Genomic DNA, 20,599 nt, shown 5'->3' with positions numbered 1-20,599 from the left:
CGCGCTAGCTCCTGGCGCCGAAGCCGCGCGCGAGGAACACGGCGGCCAGCGGAATCAGCGCAATGATGTGCGCCTGGACCATCAACTGCTTGCGCGTCTTGCGCACCTCGGCCTCGGCCGGCAGCGTGCCGCTCGAACGCAGCGCCTTGCGCCAGCGCGAGTAGGTCATCGTCGGCCTGATCGACAGCAGGCCGACGATGATGAAGAGCGTCAGCTTCAGGTGCAGCAACGGGTTGGTCCAGTACCACGTCGTGCCCTTCATGCCCCACCAGGTGCGCGCCACGCCGGTCGCGAGCACGGCGATGGCCGCAATGCCATAGACCATGTCGACCCGGGCGAGCCGCTCGACCACCGCCGCATTCATCCACTCGGCCCGGCACAACGCCGCCTCGCTGGAAATGAAGACGACCATCGTCAGGATGGCCAGGATGTGCAGGTACGCAAGGATGGCTTCGAGCGTCATCGGTGGGATTCCTCGGTTGTCGATGGCGCATTGATTGTGCCGCCCCAGAACTCCGGCCGCGCATAGTGCGCCTTCAGAAAGTCGAGCCAGAGCCGCACGCGCAGCGGCAGGTGCTTGCGCTGGGGGAAGACCGCATAGATGCCGTTCGGGGGCGCGGCGAAATCGTCGAGCAGCGGCACCAGCAGGCCAGCGTCGATCTCGGCTTCGACCTCCCAGGTGCTGCGCCACGCGATGCCGTGCCCGGCGAGGCACCAGTCGTGCAGCACCTGGCCATCCGAGCAGTCGAGCGGCCCCGAGGGCTTGAGGTGGATCACCTCGTGCTCGCCGTTGGCGGTCGGCACGCGAAACGCCCAGCCTCGCGTCTGCGAGGCGTCGCTCGACAGGCTCAGGCAATCGAAGCGCGACAGCTCCGACGGATGCTTCGGCGCGCCGTGGCGGCGGACGAACTCGGGCGTCGCCACACAGCGGCGCCGGTTGTCGGCGAGGCGAACGCTCACCAGCGATGAATCGGGCAGGTCGCCGACGCGCACCGCGCAGTCGAAGTTCTCGCCGGCCACGTCGATCACGCGGTCGCTCAGGTTGAGCGAGAGGGTCACTTCCGGATGCAGCTCGTGAAAGCGCGGCACCAGCGGCGCGACATGCCTGCGCCCGAAGCCCGCCGGGGCGGTCACGCGCAGGTGGCCGCTGGCCTTGACACCGCCGGCGCTCACGCTCGCCTCGGCATTCGCGAGCTCGGTCAACAGGCGCTGGCAATCCTCCAGGAACGCGCTTCCCTCGTGCGTGAGCGTGATGCGCCGCGTGGTGCGCACCAGCAGCTTGACGCCCAGCCGCTCTTCGAGCCCATCGATGCGCCGCCCGACGATGGCGGGCGCGACGCCCTCCGCCTTGGCCGCCGCGGTGAGACTGCCCCGTGTGGCGATCGAGACGAAGGATTCGAGTTGCTTGAGTCTGTCCATGGCGGCGCCAATGATGCCTGCTTGCATGCGCCCGCAGCATCCGATCGCACCGCCGGCATTGCGTTCAAGGCGCGATCGGCCTAGAAAGGAAGGCTTCGGAAACCCTCCGGAGCACGCCATGAACCCACTTTCCGCAAGCAGCGTCACGTGCATGTTGCCCGTGAAGGACCTTGATCGCGCGCGCAGGTTCTATGAAGACGCGCTGGGCCTGGAGCCGCTCGGCGCCAAGCCGGATGGCAAGTTCATCTACCGCTGCGGCGGCACCGAGCTGGCGCTCTTTCCGAAGCCCGAAGGGACGAAAGCGGAGCACACGGCGGTGAGCTTCCGCGTCGATCACATCGCGGAGTCGGTGGCCGCGCTCGAGAAGCGGGGTGTGCGCTTCGCGGACTATGACCTGCCCGGGCTAAAGACCGTCGAGCACGTCTGCGTGCTCGGCTCGGAAAAGGCGGCGTGGTTCGAGGACCCCGAAGGCAACATCCTCTGCCTCCACGAAGACATTTGACTCACCCCCAGGCTCGCGCACTTCGTGTCGCTCTCCACCCCCTTCCGGGGGCAACCCTGGCGGCCCGGCGAAGCCGGTTCCGCGGGGTTCCTGGCTTCGGGGTCAAACGCCCCGGGCGACGGCACTCGTCTTGAGCGTGGCGATCTGCCCATCGCTGTAGCCGACCTCACGCAGCAGTTCATCCGTGTGCTCACCGATGAGCGGCGGCTGCTGGTGGATGCCGAGCCGTTCCCCGCCGATGGTGAACGGCATCAGCGGCACCTTCGACTCGCTGCCGTCGTTCATGCGCACCGGCGCGAGGCCGCCAGTGGCGTTGAGGTGCGGATCGTCGAACAGGTCCTGGGGCTTGGTGATGGGCGCGAAGGGCAGTTCGTTCTGCTCGAACACGGCGCTGAGTTCCGCCGCGCTGCGATTCGCGAGTTGCGAGCGCAGGATCGGCATCATCCATTCGCGGGCGAGCACGCGGTCGTTGTTGGTCGCCAGGCGCGGGTCGGCAAACATCTCGTCGAGCCCGAAGGCCTTGCAGAAGATCGCCCACTGCTTGTCGCTGACCACCGCGAGGAAGATCTGCTCGCCGTCCTTCACGGTGAAGACGTCGTAGATGCCCCAGGCCGAGATGCGGCTGGGCATCGGGTCGGCCGCGCGGCCGGTGGCGGCGAACTGCATCATGTGCTGCGCGACGAGGAAGATGTTGTTCTCGAACAGCGCCGACTGCACCTCGCAGCCCTGGCCGGTCTGCTCGCGCTGGCGCAGCGCGGCCATCGCGCCGATCGCGCCGAACATGCCGCCCATGATGTCGTTGACGCTGGTGCCGGCGCGCAGCGGGTCGCCCACGCGGCCGGTCATGTAGGCCAGGCCGCCCATCATCTGCACCACTTCGTCGAGCGCGGTGCGGTGGTCGTAGGGGCCCGGCAGGAAGCCCTTGTGGCTCACGTAGATGAGGCGCGGGTTGAGCTTCTTCAGGCTCTCGTAGTCGAGCCCCAGCTTCTTCATCGTGCCGGGCTTGAAGTTCTCGCTCACGATGTCGGCGGTGGCAACCAGGCGCAGCGCGGCCTCCACGCCTTCGGGCTGCTTGAGGTCGAGCGCGATGCTCTTCTTGTTGCGGTTGAAGGTCGGGAAGAAACCCGCGCCCGAACCCAGCAGGCGGCGGGTGCTGTCGCCTTCGATGGGCTCGACCTTGATGACCTCGGCGCCGAGGTCGCCCAGCAGCATGCCGCAGGTCGGCCCCATCACCATGTGGGTGAACTCGACGACGCGGACGCCTGCGTAAGGCAGTGGGGTGGGTTCAGACATGAACGGTTCCTTGCATGAAGCCCTTGGGCAGGCCGGCCTCGGGCGTCATGCCGTAGACCGGTTCGCCCGGCAGGCCGGCGATGAGCGGCGAGCGGGCCGCGATGAGTTTCTGGATGTCGATGCCGGTGCGCACGCCCATGGCCTCGAACATGAAGACGAGATCTTCGGTGACGACATTGCCCGAGGCCCCGGGCGCATAGGGGCAGCCGCCGAGGCCACCGAGCGATGCATCGAAGGTACGAACGCCTTCTTCATACGCCGCAAGGCAGTTCGCCAGCCCGAGGCCACGCGTGTTGTGCATGTGCGCCGCGCCGGCCTTGTCGCCGATCTCGGCGCGCAGGCGGCGGAACAGCCGGCGCACCTGCGCGGGATTGGCATAGCCCACGGTGTCGGAAAGCCCCGACTCGTCGGCCCCCGCCGCGATGCATTGCGCCGCGAGCTGGATCACGTCGTCTTCCGGCACATCGCCCTGCAAGGTGCAGCCGAAGGCAGTGGAAATGCCGGCCTCGAGCTTGACGTGCGGCGCGATCTCGCGGCGCAGGTCGGACACGGCGCGAACCTCCTCGACCATTTCCTCGCGCGTCTTGCGCACATTGGCGAGCGAATGCGCCACGCTCGCGGACACCGGCATCGTCAGCTTGTGCGCGCCAGCCGCGAGCGCCGCCTCGGCGCCTTTGCGGTTGGGGACAAGCGCCATCACGGTCAGGCCAGGCAGCGTGACCGCGTGGCGAACAACATCGGCAGCGTCGGCCATCTGGGGCAGCAAGCGCGCAGGCACGAACGAGGCAACCTCGATTTCACGCACGCCGGCCGCGTAGAGCGCGTCGATCCAGCGCAGCTTGTCCGCGGTGGGCATGGTGCCCTTGACCGATTGCAGGCCATCGCGCGGACCGACCTCGCTGATGAGGATGTCGGGTGGATTCACAGGAACTGTCTCCTAGGGTTCGAATGGAATTGACAGTTCTATCTAACAGAACTAAATTCCATAGAACAGAATTAGACCGGCGATCGCCCCCGCTGTCAAGGAAGCCCATGCCACGCAAAGCCCAGATCGAATCGGCGTCCGACCTCAACGCGGCGCCCGGCGGTGCCGCTGCGGTCGATCGCGCGCTGAGCCTTCTCGCGGCATTTCAGGCCGGAGATGGCGCGTTGACGCTCGCCCAGTTTGCCGAACGCACGCAGCTCTACAAGAGCACCGTGCTGCGGCTGCTGGCGTCGCTGGAGCATGCGCGCCTGATCCGCCGGCAGGAGGACGGCCGGTACGCGCTCGGCGCGGAAATCGCGCGGCTGCACGGCCTGTACGCCGCTTCGTTCTCGCTCGAAGGCGTCGTCATGCCAGTGTTGCGCGATCTTGTTGCCGCCACCGGCGAAAGCGCGGCGTACCACGTCCGGCAGCCGCAGGGCGACGGCTGGGCGCGGCTGTGTCTCTACCGGGTCGACTCGCCGCATCCGGTGCGCGATCACGTCCGCGCCGGCGATCTGCTGCCGGCTGATCGGGGCGCGGGCGCACGGGTCCTCATCGCGTTCGGTCCCGAAGCCGAATGGCCGCGGAGTGCGAAGGAACGCAAGCTCTGCGAATCGATCCGCGCGCAGGGTTACTACGCTGCGGTCGGCGATCGCACGGCCGAACTCGGTGGCATCTCGGCACCGGTCTTGCATGCAGACGGGGGCCTCGCGGCAGCGGTCACGCTGACGATGCCGGCGCACCGCTACGACGAGCGCTACATCGAGCCGGTATGCGCGGCGGCACAACGGCTCACCGGGACCGTTTAGCCACCGACTCTGGAAGCAGGCGCTCACCCGGCGTACGCTCGCATTTGGCGGGGCGCCGCCCCGATTACCTGCATTTTGGTCATCGATAAAACCCGATTTCGGCTATTACTCGCCAGCCAGGTATCGAATAAAGTTACCGGCTGAATCCCCGTATTCCCCCAGGAGAAAGAACCATGACCGCCCGCACCACCGTCCACGGCCTTCAGGTCGCCACCGAGCTTCACCGCTTCATCGAAGACACCGTGCTGCCCGCCACCGGCGTGGACAGCGCGACCTTCTGGAAGGGCTTCGACGCGATCGTCAGCGAGTTCGCGCCCAAGAACATCGCGCTGCTGGCCGAGCGCGACCGCATCCAGGCCGAGATGGACACCTGGCACAAGGCACACCCCGGCCCGATCGCCGACATGCCGGCCTACCGCGCCTTCCTCGAATCGATCGGCTACCTGCTGCCGCAGCCCCAGGGCGTGAAGGCGACCACCGCCAATGTCGATGCCGAACTCGCGCTGCAGGCCGGCCCGCAGCTCGTGGTGCCGATCCTCAATGCCCGCTATGCGCTCAACGCGGCGAACGCACGCTGGGGCTCGCTGTACGACGCGCTCTACGGCACCGACGCCATTCCCGAAACCGGCGGCGCCGAGAAGGGCAAGGGCTACAACCCGGCGCGCGGCGCGAAGGTCATCGAGTTCGCTCGCAACGTGCTCGACCAGGCCGCACCGCTGGAAAACGGCTCGCACAAGAACGCGACCGGCTACAAGGTCGAGGGCGGCAAGCTCGTGGTCGCGCTGCAAAGCAGCAGCACCGGCCTGAAGAACCCCGATCAGTTCATCGGCTACCAGGGCGACGCGGCTGCGCCGAAGTCGGTGCTGCTCAAGCACAACGGCATCCACCTCGACATCCAGATCGATCGCAGCACGCCGATCGGCAAGAGCGACGCGGCCGGCGTGAGCGACGTGGTGCTCGAAGCCGCGCTCTCGACCATCCTCGACCTCGAGGACTCGGTGGCCGTGGTCGATGCGGAAGACAAGGTGCTCGCCTATTCGAACTGGCTCGGCATCCTGCAAGGCACGTTGACGGAGGAAGTCACCAAGGGCGGCAAGACCTTCACCCGCGGCCTGAACCCCGATCGCGAATACACCGGCGCCGACGGCAAGCCGGTCAAGCTGCATGGCCGCTCGCTCATGTTCGTGCGCAACGTCGGCCACCTGATGACCAACCCGGCCATCCTCTACGCCGACGGCAAGGAGATTCCGGAAGGCATCATGGACGCGGTCATCACCACGACCATCGCGACCATCGACCTCAAGCGCAAGGGCAACTCGCGCACCGGCAGCGTCTACATCGTCAAGCCGAAGATGCACGGCCCGGCCGAAGTGGCCTTCGCGAGCGCGCTGTTCGGCGCCGTCGAGAAGGTGCTCAACCTGCCGGCCAACACGGTGAAGCTCGGCATCATGGACGAAGAGCGCCGCACCAGCGTGAACCTCCAGGCCTGCATCGCCGAGGCGGCCGCGCGCGTGGCCTTCATCAACACCGGCTTCCTCGACCGCACCGGCGACGAGATGCACACCGCCATGTACGCCGGTCCGATGCTGCGCAAGGGTGACATCAAGGCCACGCCGTGGATCCAGGCCTACGAGAAGAACAACGTGCTGGTCGGCCTCTCGTGCGGCCTGCGCGGCAAGGCGCAGATCGGCAAGGGCATGTGGGCCATGCCCGACCTGATGGCCGCGATGCTCGAGCAGAAGATCGGCCACCCCAAGGCCGGCGCAAACACCGCCTGGGTGCCCTCGCCGACCGCCGCGACACTGCATGCGCTGCACTACCACCAGGTCAGCGTGGCCGACGTGCAGAAGCAGCTCGAGAAGATCGACGCCGAAGCCGAGCGCGACAACATCCTGAACGACCTGCTGAAGGTGCCGGTCGCGCCGTCGGTGAACTGGACCGATGCCGAACGCCAGCAGGAGCTGGACAACAACGTGCAGGGCATCCTTGGCTACGTGGTGCGCTGGATCGACCAGGGCGTCGGCTGCTCGAAGGTGCCCGACATCCACAACGTGGGCCTGATGGAAGACCGCGCGACGCTGCGCATTTCCAGCCAGCACATCGCCAACTGGCTGCTGCATGGCGTCGTGACCAAAGAACAGGTGAACGCCACGTTCGAACGCATGGCGGCCGTGGTCGACCAGCAGAACGCGGGTGACCCGCTCTACAAGAACATGGCCGGCAACTTCGGCACCTCGGCCGCGTACAAGGCGGCGCAGGATCTCGTGTTCAAGGGCGTCGAGCAGCCGAGCGGCTACACCGAGCCGCTGCTGCATGCGTGGCGCCTGAAGGTGAAGGCTGGAGCCTGAGCCGCCTCGGAGAATGAAAAAAACGGCACCTCAGGGGTGCCGTCTTTCTTTGTGCGGCGGGACGTCAGGCCGTCTTGCTGGCCGCCGCGCGCTGCAGCGTCCGCTCGACGTCCTCCGGCGCCATGCCGTACATCTCGGCAAATTCCACGACGGACTTGCCGCTGGCCTCGAACGCACGCCGGAGCGCCTCGCGCTTGGCGTTGCGCGCGCCGACTTCGGCGAAGGCTTCGTCGAGCACCGCATTCGACGTCTCGTCGCCGCCGCGCATCGCGAGCACGTAGTCCTCGCGCGTGAGTCCCGAGCTTTCGATGGCCGCGACCAGCCGCTCGCGCAGCTTGGGACGCAGGTCTTCCCCGGTGCGCGCCTGCCGGCGCTTGAAGACTTCGAGGATCGCGTGGTGCACATGCTCCGGCGCGACCGGCTCGACCGGGACGCCGTTCAGGTCATGGCGCTGTTCGCCGGCGGCGACGGCCTCCAGGTACCGCGTGGAGCGCGCATGCAGGCCAAGCGCGATCTTGAGGTCTTCCTTCTTGAACTCATCGGGATGCGCGGCAAGCAGGTCCTGGTAGGCGCCGAGCTTCAGCGGCAGGAAGCGCGCGCCGAACATCTTCGGATAGAGCTCGAAGAGGCGCTGGAGCACCGGATGCACCTTGCGTGCGGGCTTCTGTTGGCCTTTTGGGGTCTTCTGGGCCTTCTGGGCGGGTTGCTGCGCAGCAGGCTGCTGGCCGGCGTTCGCCTCAGCGGGCCTTGATTTCTGCCCACCGCGGCGGCGGCGCTTTCGGGGGGCGGCGGGCGCCGTGGGTGCAGCCGGAGCCGCAGGCGCGGCAGCGTCGTTGTCGATCGTCGAGGTCATCGGAATATCTGGTCGGTGGATGCAAGACCGCCGAAACGGCCAAGCCCTCCACTTTAATGCGCTTGCTCAGCCGCGCTGCGCCACTTCGGCCTCGGCACGCAGCCAACGGACGAAATCCTGCGCATCGGCATTGGTGGCGGCGCGGCGCGATGTCTCGATGAAATAGCCCCGGCGAGACGCCGCCCCCTCGCCGAAAGGCGCCACGAGCTGGCCCGAACGCACCAGTTCGCGAAGCAGCGGCAGCCGCCCGATGACCACGCCCTGCCCCGCCACCGCAGCGGCGACTGCGTCCGCGTACTGCGTGAAGCGCATGGTGTTCTTCATGCGCAGGTCGGTGAGCCGCATCACCTCGAGCCATGGTTCCCAGTCGGCGGTGGGCGCTTCGGCGTGGTTCGGGAGATCGACGGTGAGCAGGGTCTGATCGACGAGATCACCCGGCGCATGCAGGGCGGCGGCCACATGCGGCGCGCACAGCGGCATCACCGATTCCTCGAACAGCGTCGGCCCGGTGCCGCGCTCGATCGGCACGAAGCGCACCGCGACGTCGATCCGGCTGCGTTCGAGGTCCATGACTTCGAGCGTGGCCGAGACCCGCACGTCGACCAGCGGATGGTCCGCCGTGAAGCGCGCAAGGCGCGGAATGAGCCACAGCGACGCGAAGCCCGGCGTGGTGGTGAGCGCGATCTGACGCGACGCGGGCACGGCGCGCACGCGGGCCGAGGCGTCGCGCAGCCGCTCCAGGCTTTCGACGACGGCGCGCTGGTAGATGCGGCCGGACTCGGTCAGCGCGAGCGCGCGATGGCGGCGCTCGAAGAGCAACACGCCCAGGCTCGCTTCGAGTTGCTGGATCTGCCGGCTGACCGCCGACTGGGTGACGAAGAGTTCGCCCGCCGCCTCGGTGAAGCTGAGGGTGCGCGCGGCGGCCTCGAAGCTGCGCAAAAGCTCAAGCGGCGGCAGCTCGGCCATCGGCGACGGAAGGGGCTTCGCATTCTCTGCACGCATGCAACGAGTTCCAAATGACCGTATGACAGCAGGAGGAGCGATGACTATATTCATTCGCAGAGTGAATGCAAGGAGCCGCCATGAACGCCCGCCCGCAACGTCTTTCCCTGAGCCTGCCGAAGAAGGCGATCTTCACGCTGCCCGATGCGCACGAGGTCGACATCGAGTGCCAGAGCGGCGCGGTGTGGATCACGATCGACCATGACCGGCGGGACATCGTCCTGAACCCCGGCGAGCACTTCCGCAGCGACTCGCACGAGCGTGCGCTGGTCGCGGCGCTGGAACCCGCCTGCGTGCGCTTCTCCGCGCGGCGGCTGTCGGTCGCGGTCGCGCAGGAAGCCCCGCGGCGCATCGCGTCACCTTGGCGACTCTGGCTCCACGGGATGTCCCCGGCTTGACCTGACCCGCCGGGCGTCGAACCATCGACGTTTGCCCGGCAGTGGAGCGCCTTCCGTGCCGGGTTCATCACTCGGACGAAGGGACTCTCCATGGCAGAAGCATTCATCGTGGCCACCGGCCGCACCGCCGGCGGCCGTCGCGGCGGCAAGCTCGCGGGCTGGCACCCGGTCGATCTCGCCGCGCAGGTCATCGACGCACTGGTCGCGCGCAGCGGCATCGATCCGGCCGCCGTCGAAGACGTGATCCTCGGTTGCGTGAGCCAGGTCGGCGAACAGGCGACCAATGTCGCGCGCAACGCGGTGCTCGCATCGAAGCTGCCCGAATCGGTGCCGGGCACGTCGGTCGACCGGCAATGCGGCTCGTCGCAGCAGGCACTGCATTTCGCTGCGCAGGCGGTGATGTCGGGCGCGATGGACGCGGTGATCGCCGCGGGCGTCGAAAGCATGACGCGCGTGCCGATGTTCACGCCCAACGCCCTGCCGGCGAAGGCCGGACTCGGCATCTACATGAGCCCCGCGATGCAGAAGCGCTACCCGGGCGTCGAGTTCAGCCAGTTCACCGGCGCGGAATTGATCGCGCGGAACTACGGCATCGAGAAGGACGCGCTCGACCGCTACGCCCTCGAAAGCCACAGGCGCGCGATCGCGGCGACCCGTGAAGGCGCGTTCAAGGACGAGATCGTGCCGGTCGATATCCGCCTCGCCGACGGTTCGGCGAGCGGCGAGATGCACACCATCGACGAAGGCATCCGCTTCGATGCCACGCTGGAGTCCATCGCCGGCGTGAAGTTGATCGCCGAAGGCGGCCGCTGCTCCGCCGCGACCGCGAGCCAGATCTGCGACGGCGCCAGCGGCGTGCTGGTGGTCAACGAGCGCGGCTTGAAGGCGCTGGGCGTGAAGCCGCTCGCGCGCATCCACCACATGAGCGTGATGGGGCACGACCCGGTGATCATGCTGGAGGCGCCGATCCCGGCCACCGCACGTGCGCTGCAGAAAGCCGGCATGAAGATCGACGACATCGATCTCTTCGAGGTCAACGAGGCTTTCGCGCCGGTGCCGCTCGCATGGCTGCAGAAGCTGGGCGCCGATCCGGCGCGGCTCAACGTCAACGGTGGCGCGATCGCGCTCGGCCATCCGCTGGGCGCATCGGGCACCAAGCTGATGACCACGCTGGTCAACGCGCTCGGCCAGCGCGGCAAGCGCTACGGCCTGCAGACCATGTGCGAAGGCGGCGGCATGGCCAACGTCACCATCGTGGAGAGGCTGTGAGCATGAACGACAGCGTTCTCTACGAAGTCAATGACGGCATCGCGACGATCACGCTCAACCTGCCGGCCAAGCTGAACCCGATCGCGCTCGAATTGCAGGAGGGGCTACGCGACAGCCTCGCGCGGGTGCGCATGCACAACGAGGTGCGCGCGGTGGTGCTCACCGGCGCGGGCAAGGCCTTCTGCGTGGGCGCGGACCTGAGCGCGATGAATCCGCCCGACGACGGCAAGACGCTCGGCAATCGCACCGCCGAATGGATGCAGTCGATGAGCCATCCGTTGATCGAGGAAATCCGCGCGCTGCCGGTGCCGGTGGTCTGCGCTGTCAACGGGCCTGCGGCGGGCGCGGGCGTGGGCGTGGCGCTGGCATGCGACATCGTGGTGGCGGCGCGCAGCGCGTACTTCTATCTGCCCTTCCTGCCCAAGCTGGGGATCGTGCCGGACCTCGGCTGCACCTGGTTCATCCCGCGCCGCGTCGGGCCGGCGCGCGCACTGGGCATGGCGCTTCTCGACGAAAAGCTCGGCGCGGAGATGGCAGCGCAATGGGGCCTGATCTGGGCCTGCATCGACGATGGGCTGCTTCTGCTCGAAGCGCTGAAGATCGCGCAGCGCCTCGCACGGCTGCCGGCGCATGCGGTGCTCGAAGCACGCAAGGCCATCGAAGTGTCGGAGCACCATTCGCTCTCCGAGCAACTGCACTACGAGAGCGAGCGCCAGCGCGAGTTGCTCGACAAGCCGACGTTCGCCGAGGGCGTGATGGCCTTCCTGCAGAAGCGCGTCCCCGTCTTTCCTCCACGCTGAACCCGATGATCGAACGCACACTTTTCACGCCCGACCACGAGGCCTTCCGCGACAGCTTCCGCCGCTTCATGGACAAGGAGATCGCGCCTTTCCACGAAGCCTGGGAAGACCAGGGCTACGTCGATCGCGCCGTGTGGAACAAGGCCGGCGAGAACGGATTTCTCTGCATGGCACTGCCGGAGGAATACGGCGGCTCCGGCGCCGACCTGCTCTATTCGGTGATCCAGTTCGAGGAGCTCTGGTCGCGCGGCTTCACCGGCATCGGCTTCGGGCTGCACAGCGAGATCGTGGCGCCGTACATCCTGAACTACGGCACCGAGGCGCAGAAGCAGCACTACCTGCCCAAGCTCGCGAGCGGCGAGATGATCGGCGCGATCGCGATGAGCGAGCCTTCCGCCGGCAGCGACTTGCAGGCGGTGCGCACCACCGCGATCCAGCAGCCGGACGGGAGCTACGTGCTCAACGGCAGCAAGACCTTCATCACCAACGGCTGGCATTCGGACCTCGTGATCGTGGTCGCGAAGACCGATCCGGCCGGCGGCGCGAAGGGCACCAGCCTCTTCCTGATCGAGCGCGGCATGCCCGGCTTCGAGAAAGGCAAGCGGCTGAAGAAGCTCGGACTGAAGGCACAGGACACGTCCGAGCTGTTCTTCAACGATGTGCGCGTGCCGGCGGACGCGCTGCTCGGCGGCGCGGCGCAGGAGAACCGCGGCTTCGTCTGCCTGATGGAGCAGTTGCCGTGGGAACGGCTCCAGATCGCGATCGGCGCGGTGGCGGCGTCGCAGTCGGCGATCGACCAGACCGTGGCCTACGTGAAGGACCGAAAGGTCTTCGGCCAGCCGGTGGCCGCCTACCAGAACACGCGCTACACGCTCGCCGAATTGCAGACGGAAGTGCAGGTTGCGCGCGTGTTCGTCGACAAGTGCATCGAGCTGCTCATGCAGGAGAAGCTCGACACGGCGACCGCGAGCATGGCCAAGTACTGGACCAGCGACCTGCAATGCAAGGTCATGGATGAGTGCGTGCAGCTGCACGGCGGCTACGGCTTCATGTGGGAGTACCCCGTGACACGCGCCTATGCGGATGCACGGGTGCAGCGCATCTACGGCGGCACGAACGAGATCATGAAGGAGGTGATCACGCGTTCGATGGGCCTTCCAGGTCGTTGAACCGCTGAGTTCGCGCCACTGGCGCGGTGCAAGGGGCTGCGGGAGAATGCCGCATGCCCACCCTCAACGCCTTCTACGCCCAGTCCGGCGGCGTCACCTCCGTGATCAATGCGTCGGCCTGCGGCGTCATTGAAACGGCGCGCCGGCACCCTGACCGCATCGGCACCGTGTACGCGGGCCGCAACGGCATCCTCGGCGCGCTCGCGGAGGATCTGATCGACACCGGCCGCGAATCAGCCGAAGCGATCGCCGCGCTGCGCACGACGCCTTCCGGCGCGTTCGGCTCGTGCCGCTACAAGCTCAAGTCGCTCGAAAAGAACCGGCGCGAGTACGAGCGCCTGATCGAGGTCTTCAAGGCGCACGACATCGGCTACTTCTTCTACAACGGCGGCGGCGACTCGGCCGACACCTGCTTCAAGATGAGCCAGCTGTCGCAGTCGATGGGCTATCCGCTGCAGGCCATCCATGTGCCCAAGACCATCGACAACGACTTGCCGATAACCGACTGCTGCCCGGGCTTCGGCTCGGTCGCGAAGTACGTGGCGGTGTCGACGCTCGAAGCCTCCATGGATGTGCGCTCGATGGCGGCCACCTCGACCAAGGTGTTCGTGATCGAGGTGATGGGACGGCATGCGGGATGGATCGCAGCGGCCGGCGGGTTGGTCGCGGATCAAGGCGTGCCGGTGGTCATCCTGTTCCCGGAAATCCCGTTCGACCAGCCGGCGTTCCTGGCACGCGTGGACGCACTGGTGAAGTACCACGGCTACTGCACCGTGGTGGTGTCCGAAGGCTGCCATCACCCCGACGGCACCTTCATCGCCGAACAGGGCACGAAGGACGCGTTCGGCCATGCGCAGCTCGGCGGCGCGGCGCCGGTGGTGGCGCAGATGGTGAAGGAAGCGCTGGGCCACAAGTTCCATTGGGCGGTGGCCGACTACCTGCAGCGCGCGGCGCGCCACATTGCGTCGGCCACCGACGTGAAGCAGGCTTATGAACTCGGGCAGCGCGCGGTCGAGCTGGCACTGGAAGGCAAGAACGCGGTGATGCCGACCATCGAGCGCATTGCCGACGAGCCGTACCAGTACCGCATCGGCACCGCGCCGCTCGACGCGGTCGCGAACACCGAGAAGTTCATGCCGCGCGATTTCATCTCCGAGGACGGCTGGGGCATTACCGACAAGTGCCGGCGCTATCTGCTGCCGTTGATCCAGGGCGAGGACTATCCGGCTTACAGCCACGGCCTGCCGGTGTACGTGACGCTCGAGAATCACCCGGTAGCGAAGAAGCTGCCCGCTTTCGAGAAGGCGTGATGAGCGAATCTCCCGGCGTCGATGCATCTCGCTGCCCGTTGTGCGGCGAGGCCAATCGCTGCGCGATGGACGTCGAGCGCGAAACCGGCCAGAAGCAGCCACCGTGCTGGTGCATGGCGGCGGAATTCAGTTTCAGCCCCGAACTGCTGGCCAGGGTGCCGCAGGAGAAGCGCGGGCTCGCCTGTATCTGCGCGCGATGCGCGGCGCTGGCGGTGGTTCAGGCCTGAGGTTCGGACTGGGGCTGGGGGTCGCGCTCCTGCGCGATCACCTGATGGATGAACTGCAGCTTGCCCACGGCCACGCGCGGCAGCACGAAGGGGTAGTAGTCGGGCTGCCCCATGCTGCGCGACAGCTCGTTGAGCACGTTCGTGAGGCGCACCCAGCCGTTGAGGAAGTCGAGGAACTGCCCCGCCTGCGGATGGTCCGGCTGCCAGAGATCCGCCGGCTCGAAGAGATCGCTCGCGAGCTCGACGTTGCGCGCGTCGACGCCAAAGCTCAGCGCCGTGTCCGCCGTGTCCGCCATGTGCAGGTAGTGCGCCCAGGTTTCGGCCCAGTCCTCCCATGGATGCGCGCTCGCATAGCTGGTGACGAAGCGATCGGCCCAGTCCGCCGGCGCGCCGTTGTCGTAGTGCTTGCGCAGCGCGGCGGCATAGTCCTCGCGTTCATCGCCGAAGAGCGTGCGGAAGCCATCGATCCACGGCGTCGGGTGCACCAGCAGATCCCAGTAGTAGTGCCCGACTTCGTGGCGGAAGTGGCCGAGCAGGGTGCGATACGGCTCGCGCATCTCGGCGCGGATGCGTTCGCGCACATCGTCCTGCGCCTCCTCGGCGTTGAGGGTGATGACGCCCATGTCGTGGCCGGTGAGCACATGCGGCTCGCCGGGCATGCTGCTCAGGAAGTCGAAGGCCAGGCCGTGCGCCGGGTCGCTCAGCCGCGTGACCACCGGCAGCCTCAGCGCAAGAAGCTGCGAGAGCAGTCGCCGCTTCGCCAGCTCCAGGCTGCGCCATCGGTCGCCATTGCCTTCGACGGCCAGGTCCGGAATGGTGCGCGTCACGCTGCACGCGAGGCACATGCCGGGGGTCAGCCCGTCGGTGTTGAAGGAAGGGTCGTCGCCTTCGCGCGGGGCCGGCACCATCCAGTTGCAGGCCGAAGGCGTCATCAGGTTCGCGCAGTGTCGGTAGGCCCTGCCGCCCGTGTCGCCGAACACGGTGAAGGTGTCGGGATCCGCGCCATCATGCGTCGCCGGCGCGAGCGGCACGACGCCGAGTTGCTCGACGACATAGCCAAGCGGCGTCTGGCAGGCGAGGCAGCGACTGTTGGCGAGGAAAACCGGCCGTCCGCACTGGCACTGGTAGGCGCGTGTGACGGTTGGCGCCTTGAATTCGGCGGCGAGCGACTGCGCGGCTTCTTCCTTGCTTTCGATGTTGTCGTCGTTCCGGGATTCCATGGCGTGGTCTTTCGTCGCGATCGGCGCGGGCCCATTGTGGGGCGCCAGCCGACGCGGACCGCGTCCCAAACGCCGATATGCTTGTAGGACGGCCCGACCCGGCCTCGCCCCATGAACAATCCTCCTGTGCAATCCCTGAGTGCCCGCTACGGCAAGCGCTACCGCTGGCTTCTGCTGGTTTCCGTCATGGTGGGGGTGATGGCTTCGATCATGTCCTCCACCATCGTCAACGTGGCCATACCGGGCATGAGCCACCATTTCTCGCTCGGCCAGGAGCGTGCGCAATGGGTCAGTTCGGGCTTCATGGTGGCCATGACGGTGTCGATGCTCACCACGCCGTGGCTGCTCGCCCGGTATGGCTACCGGCGCACCTATGTGGGCACGATGGTGCTGCTGCTGGCCGGCGGCCTGACCGGCGGGCTGGCGACGAACTTCTCGTTGGTGCTGCTCGCGCGCGTGGCCGAGGGGCTGGCGGCCGGGGTGGTGCAACCGATCCCGGCGATCATCATCCTGCGCGCCTTCGAGCCGCACGAGCAGGGCCGCGCGAGCGGCATCTTCGGCATGGGCGTGGTGCTCGCGCCGGCGGTAGGGCCGAGCATCGGCGGCGTGCTGGTCGACCTGTTCGGCTGGCGCTCGATCTTCTTCATGGTGGTGCCGTTCTGCGTCAGCTCGATCTGGCTGGCCTACAAGTTCGTGCCGACCACCGCGCCGGGCGGTGTCGCGGCATCGCGCAGCAGCGGGCTCGACTGGCGCGGCCTCACGCTCGGCACCATCGGCACGCTGTGCCTGCTGAACGGGCTGGTCGAACTGCGTGGCGATTCGGCGACGCAGTCCACCGCCCTGCTCGCCGCGGCGGGCGTGGCCTTCGGTGCCTTCCTCGCCTGGGAGCGACGGTTCGCGGCGGCGGGCGGCGAGCCGCTGATGAACCTCGCGCTCTTCCATCACCGGCAGTTCGCGATGGGCAGCATCGTCGCCTTCATCTACGGCACCGCGCTGTTCGGCTCGACCTACCTGCTGCCGGTGTACATGCAAGTCGGGCTCCAGCTTTCGGCGTCGCACGTGGGCACCATCCTGCTGCCGGCGGGGATTGTCCTGGCCTTCACCATCGCGGGCGTCGGGCGGCTCGCGGACAGGCACCCGACCTATCTGCTGGTATGCACCGGCCTGCTGCTGCTCGCCGCGTCCTTTGCGCTGATGATCGTGCTCCACCTGGACAGCGGGCTCTGGCTGCTGGTCGCCTTTGCGGTCGTCGGCCGCATCGGACTCGGCTTCATCCTGCCATCGCTCAATCTTGGCGCGATGCGGCCGCTTCCCAAGCCCATGATTCCGCAGGGTGCCAGTTCCATCAATTTCCTGCGCATGCTCGGCGGCGCGGCAGGCGTCAGCCTGTGTGCGGTCATCCTCGAATGGCGCCTGGCCGCGCACGGCGATTCGCTGGCCAACGCCGCCAGCAGCCCGGCGCGCCTCGCCGCCTTCGACGAGGTCTTCGTCATGCTCGCCGCCGTCTGCGCGCTCGCGATCTGCGCCGCATGGCAGTTGCGCGAGAAGTCCCCGCAGAAGCTCGACGAGCAAGCCGCCAGCTGACCCGACGGCTGCGCGCAGCGCGCGCCGCGCTCCAGGGCTCCCGCGGAACCGGCTTCGCCGGGCCGCCGGGAGCGCCCCCTGAAAGGGGGTGCCCGAGCCACACGCAGTGGGCGAGGCTGGGGGTAAGCTTCAAGGATGTGTCAGCTACTGGGAATGAACTGCAACACGCCGACCGACGTGACCTTCAGCTTCACGGGGTTCGCGCAGCGCGGCGGACGCACCGACCATCACGCGGACGGCTGGGGCATCGCGTTCTTCGAGGACCGGGGGCTCAGGCATTTCGTGGACCACCAGCCCGCCTGCGAATCGCCGGTGGCCGAGCTGATCCGCCGCTATCCCATTCAAAGCCGCAACGTCATCGCCCACATCCGCAAGGCCACGCAGGGCGCGGTGAACCTGCAGAACTGCCATCCCTTCGTGCGTGAGCTGTGGGGGCGCTACTGGGTGTTCGCCCACAACGGCGACCTGAAGGATTTCCGCCCGCGTCTGCACGGCAACTTCCACCCGGTCGGCAACACCGACAGCGAACACGCCTTCTGCTGGATCATGCAGGAGCTGGCCAAGTCGCATGCCGACGTCCCGAGCGTCGAGGAACTCACGCTGACGCTGCGCGAGCTGGCGCCCAGACTGGCTGCACACGGCACCTTCAACTTCATGCTGTCGAACGGGCAGGCACTGTGGGCGCACGCCTCGACGAACCTCTGGTACATCGAGCGCAAGCATCCCTTCCTCACCGCGCAGCTGGCCGACGAAGACCTGAGCATCGATTTTGCCCACCACACGACACCGGCCGACCGGGTCGCGGTCGTCGTGACCTCGCCGCTGACCACGAACGAGACCTGGACGGCCTTCGCGCCGCAGGAGCTGATGGTGTTCGTGGATGGCCGCCGCAGCGGCTGACCCGCACCACCGACTGATCAAAAAAACAACGCCGCAGCCGAGCCGGTTCCGCAGGCGCCTTGGCATGAGGCGAGCTACGGCGATCGCGGTCAGGCTCTTTTTACCGCCGCTTCCAGCGCGTCGATGAACATCGACGGCACGTCGAAGCCGGTCTGCTCGGTGATCTCCTGGAAGCAGGTCGGGCTGGTGACGTTGATCTCGGTCAGCGAGCCGCCGATCACGTCGAGCCCGATCAGCAGCAGCCCGCGCTCGGCGAGCACCGGACCGATCGCCTCGGCAATGCGGCGGTCGTCCTCGGTCAGCGGCTGCGCCACGCCCTTGCCGCCGGCGGCGAGATTGCCGCGCACCTCCGAACCCTGCGGAATGCGCGCCAGGCTGTAGGGCACCGGCTTGCCGCCGATCACCAGCACCCGTTTGTCGCCCTGCACGATCTCGGGCACGAAGCGCTGCACCATGATCGTTTCCGCGCCGTCCTTGTTGAGCGTCTCGGTGATCGAGCCGAGGTTCAGCCCGTCGGCCTTGACGCGGAAGATGCCCATGCCGCCCATGCCGTCCAGCGGCTTGAGGATGATGTCCTGGTGCTCGGCATGAAAGGCGCGCACCGCGGCCGGATCACGCGTGACCAGCGTGGGCGTGGTGAACTCCGAGAACTCCATGATCGCGAGCTTCTCGGGATGGTCGCGCAACGCGCTCGGCTTGTTGATCACGCGGGCACCTTCGCGCTCGGCCTGCTCGAGCAGGTGCGTGGCGTAGATGTATTCGGCGTCGAAGGGCGGGTCCTTGCGCATCAGCACCGCGTCGAACGAATGCAGCGCAAGCTCTTCGGCAGCCTCGTCGCGGAACCACGCGTCCGCCGAACCGGTCAGCGTGATCTTCCGCACCTTGGCCGTGACAGGCCGGCCGCGCTGCCAGCTCATGTGGCGCGGCTCGCACACCGAGACTGCATGGCCTCTGCGCTGGGCCTCCCGCATCATCGAGAAGGTGGTGTCCTTGTAGATCTTGAAATGCTCGATCGGATCGGCGACGAAGAGGAAGTGCATGTCAGTTGTCTATAGGGTTGCACGCCGCCAGCGGCGCATGAAACGGGCACATGTAGAACCAAGAACCCCGTGGAACCGGCTCGGCCGGGCCGCTGGGGTTGCCCCCTGGAAGGGGGTGTCCGAGCCACACGAAGTGGGCGAGGCTGGGGGTGAGCTTCATTTGAGGATCTTGCAGGCAGTCGCGATGTCCTTGCCGGTGAAGGGTTTGCGCCCGATCCGCTGGATGCCCAGCGCGGCAGCGCCCGCCACCACGCCCCAGAAGGCGGAGCCGATGCCCAGCAGCGTCACGCCCGAGAGCGTGATCAGGAAGGTGATGAGCGCGGCCTCGCGATGCGATTCGTCACGCACCGCCGCAGCCAGCCCGCTGCCGATGGTGCCGAGCAGCGCCAGCCCCGCGATCGCGGCGACCAGTTCCTTGGGGAACGCCGTCAGCAGCCCCGTGACCGCCGCGCCGAACAGGCCGATCACCACGTAGATCGCGCCGCAGCTCACTGCCGCGGTGTAGCGGCGCGCCGGATCTTCGTGGGCCTCGCGGCCCATGCAGATCGCGGCCGTGATCGCGCTGAGGTTGAGCGCGAACGCGCCGAAAGGCGCGAGCACCAGCGTGGCCAGCCCGCTGATCGTGATGAGCTTCGACACCGGCAGCTCGTAGCCCGCCGCGCGGATGGCCGCGACGCCGGGGAGATTCTGCGACGCCATGGTCACCACGAAGAGCGGCAATGCGAGGCTCACCACCGCCTGCCAGCTGAACACAGGCATCGTGAACACCGGCATCGCGACGCTGAAATGCACCGCACTCCAGGCGAGTTGGCCGCGTGCCGCCACAAAGACGATCGCCACCAGCAAGGTCAGCGGCACCGCGTAGCGCGGCAGGGCACGCTTGCCGACCAGATAGGTGCCGAGCATCAACAGCACCAGCGGCAGCGCCGTCTGGGCCGCGATGAAAGCCTGCAGGCCGAAGCGCGCCAGCACGCCGGCCAGCAGCGCCGAAGCCAGCGCCATCGGAATCCGGTTCATCACGCGCGCGAACCAGCCGGTGGCGCCCGCGACCGTCATCAGCAGCGCGCAGACGATGAAGGCGCCCACCGCCTCGTGCATCGAATAGCCCGCGCCCGCAACCGCGAGCACCGCCGCGCCCGGTGTGCTCCACGCGATCATCACAGGCTTGCGCCACCACAGGGAAGGCAGCGCCGATGCGAGCCCCATGCCGAGACCCAGCGCCCACATCCACGAAGAAATCAGCTCCGGCGTGGCCCCGAAAGCCTGCGCCGCCTGGAACACGATCGCCACCGAACTCGTGAAGCCCACGAGCACCGCCACAAAACCGGCGGTGAACGCCGACAGACTCAAATCCTTGAAAAATCGCATCCCCGGATTGTGCCGGCGTGTCGGACCCCTGCCAGGAACACCGAGGAACCGGCTCCGCCGGGCCTCTGGTGTTGCCCCCCCGGTAGGGGGGCTGCCCGAGCCACACGAAGTGGGCGAGGCTGGG

General features: G+C 67.5%; 20 protein-coding genes. 11 read left to right on the top strand and 9 right to left on the bottom strand.

Annotated elements, in window-relative coordinates; translation table 11 throughout:
- Positions 1 to 4: 4 nt before the first annotated feature.
- Positions 5 to 463, bottom strand: a complete 459-nt coding sequence (locus BLW05_RS26305) for a DUF2214 family protein (RefSeq protein WP_093166530.1) — start codon at positions 461 to 463, stop codon at positions 5 to 7.
- On the bottom strand, positions 460 to 1,419 hold the full coding sequence (locus tag BLW05_RS26300; RefSeq protein WP_093166612.1) for a LysR family transcriptional regulator: 960 nt from the start codon (positions 1,417 to 1,419) through the stop codon (positions 460 to 462). Before BLW05_RS26300 ends, BLW05_RS26305 begins: the two co-directional genes overlap by 4 nt.
- A gap of 118 nt (positions 1,420 to 1,537) precedes the next feature.
- Here BLW05_RS26300 and BLW05_RS26295 point away from each other — a divergent pair, with 118 nt between their 5' ends.
- Positions 1,538 to 1,921 carry a VOC family protein gene (locus tag BLW05_RS26295; RefSeq protein WP_093166529.1) on the top strand — a complete coding sequence of 128 codons (384 nt, stop codon included), beginning with the start codon at positions 1,538 to 1,540 and terminating at the stop codon, positions 1,919 to 1,921.
- 102 nt (positions 1,922 to 2,023) lie between these two features.
- On the opposite strand, the gene BLW05_RS26290 is transcribed toward BLW05_RS26295, so the two are convergent.
- The gene (locus BLW05_RS26290; protein ID WP_093166528.1) at positions 2,024 to 3,214 is read right to left on the bottom strand and encodes a CaiB/BaiF CoA transferase family protein; all 1,191 of its coding nucleotides are present in this window, start codon (positions 3,212 to 3,214) and stop codon (positions 2,024 to 2,026) included.
- Positions 3,207 to 4,139 (bottom strand): hydroxymethylglutaryl-CoA lyase, encoded by a 933-nt coding sequence (locus tag BLW05_RS26285; RefSeq protein WP_093166527.1) that lies wholly within the window; start codon positions 4,137 to 4,139, stop codon positions 3,207 to 3,209. Before BLW05_RS26285 ends, BLW05_RS26290 begins: the two co-directional genes overlap by 8 nt.
- 107 nt (positions 4,140 to 4,246) lie before the next feature.
- On the opposite strand from BLW05_RS26285, the gene BLW05_RS26280 reads away from it, so the two are divergent.
- Positions 4,247 to 4,987, top strand: coding sequence for an IclR family transcriptional regulator (locus tag BLW05_RS26280; RefSeq protein WP_093166526.1), 741 nt, complete (start codon positions 4,247 to 4,249; stop codon positions 4,985 to 4,987).
- Positions 4,988 to 5,160: 173 nt separating this feature from the next.
- Complete coding sequence (locus tag BLW05_RS26275) at positions 5,161 to 7,335, top strand: malate synthase G (protein ID WP_093166525.1); 2,175 nt, start codon at positions 5,161 to 5,163, stop codon at positions 7,333 to 7,335.
- Between the two features lie 64 nt (positions 7,336 to 7,399).
- Here the strand turns inward: BLW05_RS26275 and BLW05_RS26270 are convergent, their stop codons facing one another.
- Together BLW05_RS26270 and BLW05_RS26265 are read right to left on the bottom strand one after the other, a co-directional pair.
- Positions 7,400 to 8,188, bottom strand: a complete 789-nt coding sequence (locus BLW05_RS26270) for a ProQ/FINO family protein (protein ID WP_093166524.1) — start codon at positions 8,186 to 8,188, stop codon at positions 7,400 to 7,402.
- Positions 8,189 to 8,254: 66 nt separating this feature from the next.
- A complete protein-coding gene (locus tag BLW05_RS26265; protein ID WP_093166523.1) occupies positions 8,255 to 9,190 on the bottom strand; it encodes a LysR substrate-binding domain-containing protein in 936 nt (311 codons plus the stop codon).
- A gap of 80 nt (positions 9,191 to 9,270) precedes the next feature.
- Here BLW05_RS26265 and BLW05_RS26260 point away from each other — a divergent pair, with 80 nt between their 5' ends.
- From BLW05_RS26260 to BLW05_RS26235, 6 genes are all read left to right on the top strand, one after another.
- Positions 9,271 to 9,588, top strand: coding sequence for a DUF2917 domain-containing protein (locus BLW05_RS26260; RefSeq protein WP_093166522.1), 318 nt, complete (start codon positions 9,271 to 9,273; stop codon positions 9,586 to 9,588).
- Positions 9,589 to 9,678: 90 nt separating this feature from the next.
- On the top strand, positions 9,679 to 10,857 hold the full coding sequence (locus tag BLW05_RS26255; protein ID WP_093166521.1) for an acetyl-CoA C-acetyltransferase: 1,179 nt from the start codon (positions 9,679 to 9,681) through the stop codon (positions 10,855 to 10,857).
- Between the two features lie 2 nt (positions 10,858 to 10,859).
- A complete protein-coding gene (locus BLW05_RS26250; RefSeq protein WP_093166520.1) occupies positions 10,860 to 11,657 on the top strand; it encodes an enoyl-CoA hydratase-related protein in 798 nt (265 codons plus the stop codon).
- Between the two features lie 5 nt (positions 11,658 to 11,662).
- Complete coding sequence (locus BLW05_RS26245; protein WP_093166519.1) at positions 11,663 to 12,826, top strand: acyl-CoA dehydrogenase family protein; 1,164 nt, start codon at positions 11,663 to 11,665, stop codon at positions 12,824 to 12,826.
- Positions 12,827 to 12,879: 53 nt separating this feature from the next.
- Positions 12,880 to 14,136 (top strand): 6-phosphofructokinase, encoded by a 1,257-nt coding sequence (locus BLW05_RS26240; protein ID WP_093166518.1) that lies wholly within the window; start codon positions 12,880 to 12,882, stop codon positions 14,134 to 14,136.
- Positions 14,136 to 14,363, top strand: coding sequence for a cysteine-rich CWC family protein (locus tag BLW05_RS26235; protein ID WP_093166517.1), 228 nt, complete (start codon positions 14,136 to 14,138; stop codon positions 14,361 to 14,363). Before BLW05_RS26240 ends, BLW05_RS26235 begins: the two co-directional genes overlap by 1 nt.
- Here BLW05_RS26235 and BLW05_RS26230 read toward each other — a convergent pair.
- Positions 14,354 to 15,583 (bottom strand): zinc-binding metallopeptidase family protein, encoded by a 1,230-nt coding sequence (locus tag BLW05_RS26230; protein WP_093166516.1) that lies wholly within the window; start codon positions 15,581 to 15,583, stop codon positions 14,354 to 14,356. The two genes, BLW05_RS26235 and BLW05_RS26230, sit on opposite strands and share 10 nt — an antisense overlap.
- A 111-nt stretch (positions 15,584 to 15,694) precedes the next feature.
- Here BLW05_RS26230 and BLW05_RS26225 point away from each other — a divergent pair, with 111 nt between their 5' ends.
- Entirely contained in the window at positions 15,695 to 17,167 is a 1,473-nt protein-coding gene (locus BLW05_RS26225) for a DHA2 family efflux MFS transporter permease subunit (RefSeq protein WP_093166515.1), read from the top strand.
- 135 nt (positions 17,168 to 17,302) lie between these two features.
- Positions 17,303 to 18,067 carry a class II glutamine amidotransferase gene (locus tag BLW05_RS26220; RefSeq protein WP_093166514.1) on the top strand — a complete coding sequence of 255 codons (765 nt, stop codon included), beginning with the start codon at positions 17,303 to 17,305 and terminating at the stop codon, positions 18,065 to 18,067.
- An 89-nt stretch (positions 18,068 to 18,156) separates the two neighbouring features.
- On the opposite strand, the gene gshB is transcribed toward BLW05_RS26220, so the two are convergent.
- Together gshB and BLW05_RS26210 are read right to left on the bottom strand one after the other, a co-directional pair.
- Positions 18,157 to 19,107, bottom strand: a complete 951-nt coding sequence (gene gshB / locus BLW05_RS26215) for a glutathione synthase (protein WP_093166513.1) — start codon at positions 19,105 to 19,107, stop codon at positions 18,157 to 18,159.
- 156 nt (positions 19,108 to 19,263) lie between these two features.
- Positions 19,264 to 20,475 carry a benzoate/H(+) symporter BenE family transporter gene (locus BLW05_RS26210; RefSeq protein WP_093166512.1) on the bottom strand — a complete coding sequence of 404 codons (1,212 nt, stop codon included), beginning with the start codon at positions 20,473 to 20,475 and terminating at the stop codon, positions 19,264 to 19,266.
- Between the last annotated feature and the right edge of the window lie 124 nt (positions 20,476 to 20,599).

The sequence above is a fragment of the Variovorax sp. YR216 genome, assembly GCF_900107745.1.
In the GTDB taxonomy this organism is placed as follows: domain Bacteria; phylum Pseudomonadota; class Gammaproteobacteria; order Burkholderiales; family Burkholderiaceae_C; genus Variovorax.
This window is presented reverse-complemented; position numbering and strand designations above follow the sequence as displayed.

Bases quoted from the DNA above. Each gene is read 5' to 3' on its own strand.
- BLW05_RS26305 (WP_093166530.1), bottom strand. From the start codon at position 463: ATGACGCTCGAAGCCATCCTTGCGTACCTGCACATCCTGGCCATCCTG.
- BLW05_RS26300 (WP_093166612.1), bottom strand. From the start codon at position 1,419: ATGGACAGACTCAAGCAACTCGAATCCTTCGTCTCGATCGCCACACGG.
- BLW05_RS26295 (WP_093166529.1), top strand. From the start codon at position 1,538: ATGAACCCACTTTCCGCAAGCAGCGTCACGTGCATGTTGCCCGTGAAG.
- BLW05_RS26290 (WP_093166528.1), bottom strand. From the start codon at position 3,214: ATGTCTGAACCCACCCCACTGCCTTACGCAGGCGTCCGCGTCGTCGAG.
- BLW05_RS26280 (WP_093166526.1), top strand. From the start codon at position 4,247: ATGCCACGCAAAGCCCAGATCGAATCGGCGTCCGACCTCAACGCGGCG.
- BLW05_RS26275 (WP_093166525.1), top strand. From the start codon at position 5,161: ATGACCGCCCGCACCACCGTCCACGGCCTTCAGGTCGCCACCGAGCTT.
- BLW05_RS26270 (WP_093166524.1), bottom strand. From the start codon at position 8,188: ATGACCTCGACGATCGACAACGACGCTGCCGCGCCTGCGGCTCCGGCT.
- BLW05_RS26265 (WP_093166523.1), bottom strand. From the start codon at position 9,190: ATGCGTGCAGAGAATGCGAAGCCCCTTCCGTCGCCGATGGCCGAGCTG.
- BLW05_RS26260 (WP_093166522.1), top strand. From the start codon at position 9,271: ATGAACGCCCGCCCGCAACGTCTTTCCCTGAGCCTGCCGAAGAAGGCG.
- BLW05_RS26255 (WP_093166521.1), top strand. From the start codon at position 9,679: ATGGCAGAAGCATTCATCGTGGCCACCGGCCGCACCGCCGGCGGCCGT.
- BLW05_RS26250 (WP_093166520.1), top strand. From the start codon at position 10,860: ATGAACGACAGCGTTCTCTACGAAGTCAATGACGGCATCGCGACGATC.
- BLW05_RS26245 (WP_093166519.1), top strand. From the start codon at position 11,663: ATGATCGAACGCACACTTTTCACGCCCGACCACGAGGCCTTCCGCGAC.
- BLW05_RS26240 (WP_093166518.1), top strand. From the start codon at position 12,880: ATGCCCACCCTCAACGCCTTCTACGCCCAGTCCGGCGGCGTCACCTCC.
- BLW05_RS26235 (WP_093166517.1), top strand. From the start codon at position 14,136: ATGAGCGAATCTCCCGGCGTCGATGCATCTCGCTGCCCGTTGTGCGGC.
- BLW05_RS26230 (WP_093166516.1), bottom strand. From the start codon at position 15,583: ATGGAATCCCGGAACGACGACAACATCGAAAGCAAGGAAGAAGCCGCG.
- BLW05_RS26225 (WP_093166515.1), top strand. From the start codon at position 15,695: ATGAACAATCCTCCTGTGCAATCCCTGAGTGCCCGCTACGGCAAGCGC.
- BLW05_RS26220 (WP_093166514.1), top strand. From the start codon at position 17,303: ATGTGTCAGCTACTGGGAATGAACTGCAACACGCCGACCGACGTGACC.
- gshB (WP_093166513.1), bottom strand. From the start codon at position 19,107: ATGCACTTCCTCTTCGTCGCCGATCCGATCGAGCATTTCAAGATCTAC.
- BLW05_RS26210 (WP_093166512.1), bottom strand. From the start codon at position 20,475: ATGCGATTTTTCAAGGATTTGAGTCTGTCGGCGTTCACCGCCGGTTTT.